General features: G+C 39.8%; 7 protein-coding genes. 3 read left to right on the forward strand and 4 right to left on the reverse strand.

What is annotated here, in order from left to right:
- Positions 1 to 50 precede the first annotated feature (50 nt).
- Positions 51 to 1,934: a M2 family metallopeptidase gene (locus Q4533_RS05005; protein ID WP_102435544.1), complete on the forward strand. Its 1,884-nt coding sequence runs from the start codon at positions 51 to 53 to the stop codon at positions 1,932 to 1,934.
- A 113-nt stretch (positions 1,935 to 2,047) separates the two neighbouring features.
- On the opposite strand, the gene smrA is transcribed toward Q4533_RS05005, so the two are convergent.
- Positions 2,048 to 2,638: a DNA endonuclease SmrA gene (smrA, locus tag Q4533_RS05010; RefSeq protein WP_102435546.1), complete on the reverse strand. Its 591-nt coding sequence runs from the start codon at positions 2,636 to 2,638 to the stop codon at positions 2,048 to 2,050.
- A 186-nt stretch (positions 2,639 to 2,824) separates the two neighbouring features.
- Here smrA and Q4533_RS05015 point away from each other — a divergent pair, with 186 nt between their 5' ends.
- Together Q4533_RS05015 and Q4533_RS05020 are read left to right on the forward strand one after the other, a co-directional pair.
- Entirely contained in the window at positions 2,825 to 3,373 is a 549-nt protein-coding gene (locus tag Q4533_RS05015) for a DUF4440 domain-containing protein (protein ID WP_303502150.1), read from the forward strand.
- Between the two features lie 128 nt (positions 3,374 to 3,501).
- Positions 3,502 to 3,984 (forward strand): YchJ family protein, encoded by a 483-nt coding sequence (locus Q4533_RS05020; protein WP_303502152.1) that lies wholly within the window; start codon positions 3,502 to 3,504, stop codon positions 3,982 to 3,984.
- 27 nt (positions 3,985 to 4,011) lie between these two features.
- Here the strand turns inward: Q4533_RS05020 and Q4533_RS05025 are convergent, their stop codons facing one another.
- The 3 genes from Q4533_RS05025 to Q4533_RS05035 form a co-directional block, all read right to left on the reverse strand.
- Positions 4,012 to 6,189, reverse strand: a complete 2,178-nt coding sequence (locus Q4533_RS05025; protein WP_303502154.1) for a bifunctional diguanylate cyclase/phosphodiesterase — start codon at positions 6,187 to 6,189, stop codon at positions 4,012 to 4,014.
- A 253-nt stretch (positions 6,190 to 6,442) separates the two neighbouring features.
- Positions 6,443 to 6,730, reverse strand: coding sequence for a DUF406 family protein (locus Q4533_RS05030; protein ID WP_102476730.1), 288 nt, complete (start codon positions 6,728 to 6,730; stop codon positions 6,443 to 6,445).
- A gap of 199 nt (positions 6,731 to 6,929) precedes the next feature.
- Positions 6,930 to 7,433 (reverse strand): VC2046/SO_2500 family protein, encoded by a 504-nt coding sequence (locus tag Q4533_RS05035; RefSeq protein ID WP_102435556.1) that lies wholly within the window; start codon positions 7,431 to 7,433, stop codon positions 6,930 to 6,932.
- Positions 7,434 to 7,633: the final 200 nt, after the last annotated feature.

The raw sequence follows: 7,633 nt of genomic DNA on the forward strand, positions 1-7,633 counted from the left end.
AGTTAATTATGTAAACTGTCGTCGAAAATAAAAATAAGGAAACCTGTAAGATGAAGTTAACTTTTAAACAACCGTCTACTATCGCTGTTGTTATTTCAATGGCGCTTGGCCTTTCAGCCTGCCAACAAATGGATGAAGAGATTAATTTAACCACCACAAATCCTCTACCACCAGCTAGCCAATCAACTGAAAAAACAACCAAAATTGATAGCGCTTCAGCAATCGCATTTATTAATGATGCTGAAGCACAGTTGGCCAAACTCTCTGTAGAAGGCGCACGCACCGAATGGGTTTATAGCAATTTTATCACTGAAGATACTGCTGCGCTTTCTGCTGCAATTAGTGAAAAAATGACTTCGATGTCAGTTGGCTTTGCCACCGAAGCGGCTAAATATGCCAAGGTCGAATTAGATCCTGTTAACGCCCGCAAGTTACATATTTTACGAAGTAGCTTGGTATTACCTGCGCCATTAGATCCTGCTAAAAACGCTGAGCTTGCACAAATTAGCTCAGAACTGAATGGCTTATACGGTAAAGGGAAATACTGTTTTGCCGATGGTCGCTGCTTAACCCAGCCAGAATTATCAAATTTGATGGCTGAATCTCAAGATCCTGCGGTGCTATTAGAAGCATGGCAAGGATGGCGTGAAATAGCCAAACCTATGCGTCCATTATTTAAACGTGAAGTTGAGCTGGCTAATGAAGGCGCGCAAGATTTAGGCTTTAGCGATTTATCAGAACTTTGGCGTAGTCAATATGATATGGAGCCTGAGGCGTTTTCAGCCGAATTAGACCGACTTTGGGGTGATATTAAACCTTTATATGATTCACTACATTGTTATGTCCGTGGCGAACTAAATCAGCAATATGGAGACGAGGTAGCACCAGATAATGGTCCTATTCCTGCGCATCTATTGGGTAATATGTGGGCTCAGCAATGGGGAACCATTTACAATACTGTCGCCCCTGATGATGCAGATCCTGGCTACAATGTTACCGAGCTTTTAGCGGCCAATAACTATGATGAAATTAAAATGGTTAAGCAAGCTGAAGGGTTTTTCTCATCATTAGGCTTTGAAGCGCTACCAGAAACATTTTGGACTCGCTCATTATTTGTGCAACCTAAAGATCGCGATGTCGTTTGTCATGCTTCAGCTTGGGATCTAGATAACGAAGACGATATTCGCATTAAAATGTGTATTCAAAAAACCGCCGAAGACTTTACCGTTATTCATCATGAATTAGGTCACAACTATTATCAGCGCGCTTATAAAAACCAACCTCACCTATTTAAAGGTTCTGCAAACGACGGTTTCCATGAAGCCATTGGTGACACGATTGCGCTATCAATTACGCCGAGTTACCTCAAACAAATCGGTCTATTAGATGAAGTGCCTGATGAATCAAAAGACATCGGACTGTTACTGCGTCAAGCCCTTGATAAAATTGCCTTCATGCCATTTGGTTTGATGATCGATCAATGGCGCTGGAAAGTATTTAATGGCGAAATTAGCCCAGCTCAATATAACCAAGCTTGGTGGGATTTACGTGAAAAATACCAAGGCGTTAAAGCGCCTATAGCACGTACTGAAGCAGACTTTGATCCGGGCGCTAAATATCACGTCCCTGGCAATGTTCCTTACACACGCTACTTTTTAGCCCACGTACTTCAATTCCAGTTCCATAAAGCATTATGTGAGATCGCCGGTAATGAAGGCCCAGTGCACCGTTGTAGTATTTATGGTAATAAAGACGCCGGAGATAAGCTTAATCAAATGCTTGAGTCAGGTTTAAGTCAGCCGTGGCCTGAAGCGTTAAATATCGTCACTGGCACTAAAAACATGGATGCTAAAGCGGTACTCGATTATTTTGCGCCATTACAAGTGTGGTTAGATAAGCAAAATAGCCAACAAAACCGTCAATGCGGTTGGTAACTCATCGTTAGCTGTTTTAAATGAACTGCCAATAACAAATAGGCCCACTGACTGTTTTAGTGAGTAGGCCTTGTTATAAGGGTAATAACGCTATGTGATGCCGATAATATAGACTACCTAAAACCGCTTCCTTTACGATTAGTTTCACTTGCCTCAATTCGTTGCTGAGCGGATTTAACCAGCATAACAAATACTGCACCGGTGCCACCCTGAGTACGAGTAGCAGAATGATAGGCTTGCACTTCGTCTAACTGCATCAACCATTGGCACACTGCTGATTTCATTAACCCTGGGTATGGCTTACTTTTAAAGCCTTTACCGTGAATAACCAAAATATTACGCTCACCACGATGATGTGCTTTGATAATCGCCTCGATAAGGTATTCCCGCGCTTGAGCTAAGCGATAAACATGTAAATCAACCACTGTTTGATATTTATATTTACCAAGCCGCAGATGACTAAACACTTCATCTTGAACCCCATCAAGCTTGTAACTCACCATGTCTTCCGGTTTTACCGCGCTAATCATCATCGGATCTACAGTAAGTTTACTAATGTACTCATTCTGCGCTGCAGCAGCTCGTCTGGCTAATTGCGCTTCTGTTGCGATGTCGGAATCGAAGCTAAAAATACTATCACTGGCCTTAATGGGTTTTACCCCTGCCATTTCTGCTAAAAACAGTGCGCTGTCATCGTTATTCATTATTGGTTCCTACACACTTTGTAAAGATTATCCACTTTAGTATCACTACCGAATAATTTATAGTGTTGCCATTGTCGTAATGACTATTGTTAGAATCACTAAGAGCAAAATAATTGCATGCCTCATTATAAAATATTTTTTATTGCCTGCTTCTCATTAATCAGTTTTTTCAATCAAGCTGTGACCTTGACAGATAACGAAATCATAAACCAAAACTATAAAACTTTTGCGTCAGGTTTTGAAAATTTAGATATCAGTATCATCGAGACCATGTATACCGATGATGCGGTGTACCTTTCTGAAACACCAAATCAAGGTATCATTACCGGTAAACCACAAATAGTTGAACTTTATCAGCATTTTTTTGAAAAAATTGCTAAAAGAGAAGCCCGTATTGAAGTCGATTTTCGAGTCATCAATAGAAAGCTAACTAACGATAGTGCTACTGACGTTGGCTTTTATTTGGTTCGATTCCACCCTAAAAAAGAAACAGGCGATCAAATTAGTGTATTTTCAGGTAAATTTGTTTTTGTGTCACAAAAAGACACTAACAATCAATGGCAGTTTATTGTTGATTCAAACACCAAAATGAACCCTGAGCTTTACTATTCGGCAAAACCTATTTCTAACTTATATTATGGTCGCCAATTCAATACTGAAGCTAAATCAATGTCAGTTGAAAATGAAGCTGAAGTGGGTTCTGTACCCGTTGAAGCAGAACATCGAATTCCATAGCAATTGTTAAAGCTACTAGTTTAAAACTCTTATTAACCAGTTTAATAATCAGTGCTTTAAGCCATTAAAGATAAGCCTTCAACACTTTATAACCCATTTTTACTCATTGCATTTAAAAGACAGCTACTATGACGACTAAAATACATTGTCCCTGCGGCAGTGATTCAACTTATGAAGATTGTTGTAAGCCATACCACAGTAATGTTCAAGTTGCAGCCACAGCTGAGATCCTGATGCGCTCGCGTTATTGCGCCTTTGTATTACAACACTATCCCTATTTAATCGAGACTCATCATGCTAACTATCGCGACGGCCTATCTATTAATGATTTGTCTCAAGGGGCTGAGCTTACTCGATGGCTTGGATTAGAGGTGATTAATTTTGAGCCACAAGATGAGCTCGCCACGGCAACGGTGACCTTTAAAGCTTGGTTTTATCATGACGGTGAAATCGATGCGATCTATGAAAAATCACAATTTGTTCGAGAAGACGCTAAGTGGTTTTACACCACTGGTGAGCAATTTAACGCGGATTTACCAAAGCGAAATGACCCATGTATCTGCCATAGTGGTAAAAAATTTAAAGCCTGCTGCATGAAGTTAACAGGCTAACACGCCATCAAATAACAACAAGTCGTGCTAATGCACGACTTCATTTTTTTCAAAAATAAACTGTGAAAATTCGTTTTCTCTTATGGCTGGGCTGTATAAATAACCCTGTGCGTGATGGCAACAGCTATCTTCAAGGAACAGCTCTTGCTCCTTGGTTTCAACCCCTTCTGCTGTTAGGGATATATTTAACGCCTTGGCCATAGCAATAATGGCGCTGACAATTTCACGGCTCTGATGACTGGTGGTTAAATCGGCAATAAATGAGCGATCGATTTTTAACTTAGTAATTGGAAACTGCTTTAAATAACGCATAGAGCTGTAACCTGTACCAAAATCATCGATGGCTAAGCCAACGCCTAAATCGGCTAATTCTTGGCAAAGTCGGGTTGCATGGCGAATATCTCCCATTAACTCAGTTTCAGTAATTTCTAAAATTAAGCTTTGTGGTTTAATCCGGTAGCGGGTAACTAAGCTCCAAACTTGCTCAAATAAATTGCCACTGAAAAATTGCCTTGCAGCAACATTAACATGCATGACGATATCAACATTCTTATGCTGCCATAAGTTAAGTTGCTTACAGGCCGCTTCCAATACCCATTCGCCAATGACAGTGATCATGCCGGTTTGTTCAGCGATATCAATAAATGCCCCCGGGTAAAGCACACCTTTTTTGGGGTGATGCCAGCGGATTAATGCTTCTGCGCCAATAAATTTATGATTTTTTAAATCCATCAGTGGCTGATAATACAGTTCAAATTGCCTGTTACGTACCGCGGTTTGTAAATCTCGCTCTATTTCGGCGTTATTTTTAAAGGTTGCTAATAAGTCATCATTAAAGACTTGGTAATTCAGTGATGGCTTCTTTTTCGCGTACTGCAGAGCAATATCAGCACAGGATAGTGGTGAAAACTGATCTGCAACCGCAGCTATATCAACAATGGCTAGCGCCGCTTTAGGGTCAACTTTTTCACGACCAATTACCGAGGTGACCAGTAATTGTTGATATAACTTATTAATATTGTTCTCGAGTAATTCAGCAGCATCAAATTGCGGTAAAATCATTGCAAATTCGTCACTGCCGACTCGCGCCACATCAATAGCATCATGGCTGTTAGCAAAATGCTTTAATCGTCGAGCGACTTCGGATAACAAGGCATCGCCTTGCTCATGACCATTGGTATCGTTAAACCGCTTAAAGCCCATTAAGTCGATAAGGATCAACGTGCCTTGTGAGAGCCTTTCTAATTGCTGAGTAAAATGAAGGCGATTACTCAGGCCGGTGAGGCTGCAATTCCAAGCAAGATGCTCAAGCTGCTCTTTGCTTTTACGCTGAGCAGTAACATCAAGGCATGACACTAAGGCGTAATTGTTTCCTTGCTCAGTGACAAAGCGGTTGGCTTGATACTGCACCCAGTAGTTCGAGCCATCAAGACGAGTTAGCTCACTTTCACCTTCTACCACATTGCCATTGATTAACGCTTGGGTCATTTCATCAGCAAGCTCTCGTTTGCCACGAAAAAAATCTAAGCTGACTAATTGATTATCTTGAACAATATCGCGACTTAGGCCAGTCATTTTTTCATGAGCTGGATTTATATATTCAATAATTTGGGTTTTAAGATTAATAAGCATCAATACATGCTTAGCTTGCTCTGTAGCACTATGAAATAGTGTTATTCGCTCATCTTTATCGTAGGCATAGCGGGTGGCAAGGGTTAAAGCCAATTGATCGGCAAATTGACAAGCAAATTGTATTTGATCGCTTGTTAGCTTTAGAGGATGTTCAAACTCAATGCACAATAGCCCTTCTATATGACCATTGATACGGATGGCAACATCTAAATTTGCGTGAACATTGGCTTGCTTATAATAAGCACTTAAGCCCTGCAGACGGGTGTCAGTTTGAGAACTGTCACTGACAATATGACGGTAACGGCGTATATCATCAAAGTAGGCATTTGCAACAAGATTATCGTTGCGGTGTTGGTAAATTAATTGTTTTAGGCTGTCATCAGCAGACAGACAAGCAATGATTTCTTGCTTTAGTGACTTGTTACGTAATGAAATAACTGAAACGCTACTAGCATTAAAAAACTTTAGTAGTAATTTACAGACTAACTCTGAGGTCTGTTTAAAGTCGCCTTGTTCTTTGGCGACAGAGTTTACAATTAACTCTAATAAATGTTGTTGCTCAGTTTGCTTCATTATTATTCCCAAAGGACAACTTAACAGTCGGGTAAACCTCTTTCTGTGGAGGTTTTTTCTACTTAAAATAACGGAACTTAGCCGTTAATAACACTCTAAAAATGTTAAGAAGTGTTGCTAAAAAGAGATATTTACAAAAATGTTATTATCAAAATCATGATGTTGAATTTTACTCAACTTCGGTAAATGAAGGTTACACTTCCTATTTTAAAACAGCAAGTTGTAACCTTCAACACCTCATAGAAACGACTAATTAAAGGCCGTTTTCTAATTGGAAAATCATTTTTTCTACCGTAACGTCAAACTCAAAAGTAACCACCGCATCTTGCTCGGTTACTTGCTGCTGTACTTTGACATTGCTAAAACGTTCTTTGGCTTTGCTAACTAAGTCATCTGCAATTTGCTGAAAGTTTTCACCATCAACTTGCAAGATAAGTTGTGTATCTTCTTCTTCGATAACAGCACCAATATCGACAAAGCTGCCACAATCATTACAGTTGTCACTGACTTGTACTTCTTGCTTAGTAATCGTTTTTATCACTTTTATCACCTATCAATACACATTAAAACGTCAGCATAGCCCAAAAACTGAAATAAAATTTTTATATGCCTCACAATATTACCAATCAGTAATACACCTAATTGGGGCTGTCTAACCAGCGGGCGCTTAACGCTTAGTAGCAACTAACTCAAGTAACGGCTTAATCATTGCCACGGCATTTACTAAGCACCTGCATTAACTAGGCAACGGCATAAAGTTGTGATGCTAGGGTTTCGCTCATCTTTCTTTGTATGGTTAATTGCTCAAGAAATTCATTTTGCGCTAGAGCTGATGTATCTGGGACTAATTGTTGGTGCTTAAGTTTAGTCAGTAGATCACAATTCGCTAAGGTGATTTGCAAATCTTCATCATATTTTCCCCGCGTCACTACAGCTTCAGGTTTTAACGCCTGCTGTAAATGAAATTGGCTTAAACCGCTTTCATAAAAATCACCGGCATGATTAATCGCCTGTTGCTGAGATATATCGCACACTAATGCTTGGGGTTTAGGAATATGTAACTGTTTATATAATTTTTCATCAATGGATAAATTTTTATCGACTTGAAATTGCGCCATGTCGCAAGCGTCATTAGACAACATAGAAAGTAGTAGCGCGAACTCGCCCCTTCTATGGTGTTCAACTGCATCATTAAGGCGATTGCCTAATTGCAGTTCGTTGACTAATGGCGACTCAATTTGCATATATTTACATCAAATTTATCAAGGTTGATATTTTATCGACCACTTAAACAAATACTTGAGCATTATTTTCGATTTTTCCTTTACTTATATTTAATTCGTGACTACTATTGCCGCCGCAATTGAGGAGGGGTTCCCGAGTGGCCAAAGGGATCAGACTGTAAATCTGACGGCTCAGCCTTCGAAGGTTCGAATCCTTCTCC

The sequence above is a fragment of the Shewanella sp. 6_MG-2023 genome (assembly GCF_030547195.1).
Lineage (GTDB): Bacteria > Pseudomonadota > Gammaproteobacteria > Enterobacterales > Shewanellaceae > Shewanella.

What these genes read in the sequence shown, in the direction of transcription:
- Q4533_RS05005 (WP_102435544.1), top strand. Translation starts at nt 51, where the DNA reads ATGAAGTTAACTTTTAAACAACCGTCTACTATCGCTGTTGTTATTTCA.
- Q4533_RS05020 (WP_303502152.1), top strand. Translation starts at nt 3,502, where the DNA reads ATGACGACTAAAATACATTGTCCCTGCGGCAGTGATTCAACTTATGAA.
- smrA (WP_102435546.1), bottom strand. Translation starts at nt 2,638, where the DNA reads ATGAATAACGATGACAGCGCACTGTTTTTAGCAGAAATGGCAGGGGTA.
- Q4533_RS05025 (WP_303502154.1), bottom strand. Translation starts at nt 6,189, where the DNA reads ATGAAGCAAACTGAGCAACAACATTTATTAGAGTTAATTGTAAACTCT.
- Q4533_RS05035 (WP_102435556.1), bottom strand. Translation starts at nt 7,433, where the DNA reads ATGCAAATTGAGTCGCCATTAGTCAACGAACTGCAATTAGGCAATCGC.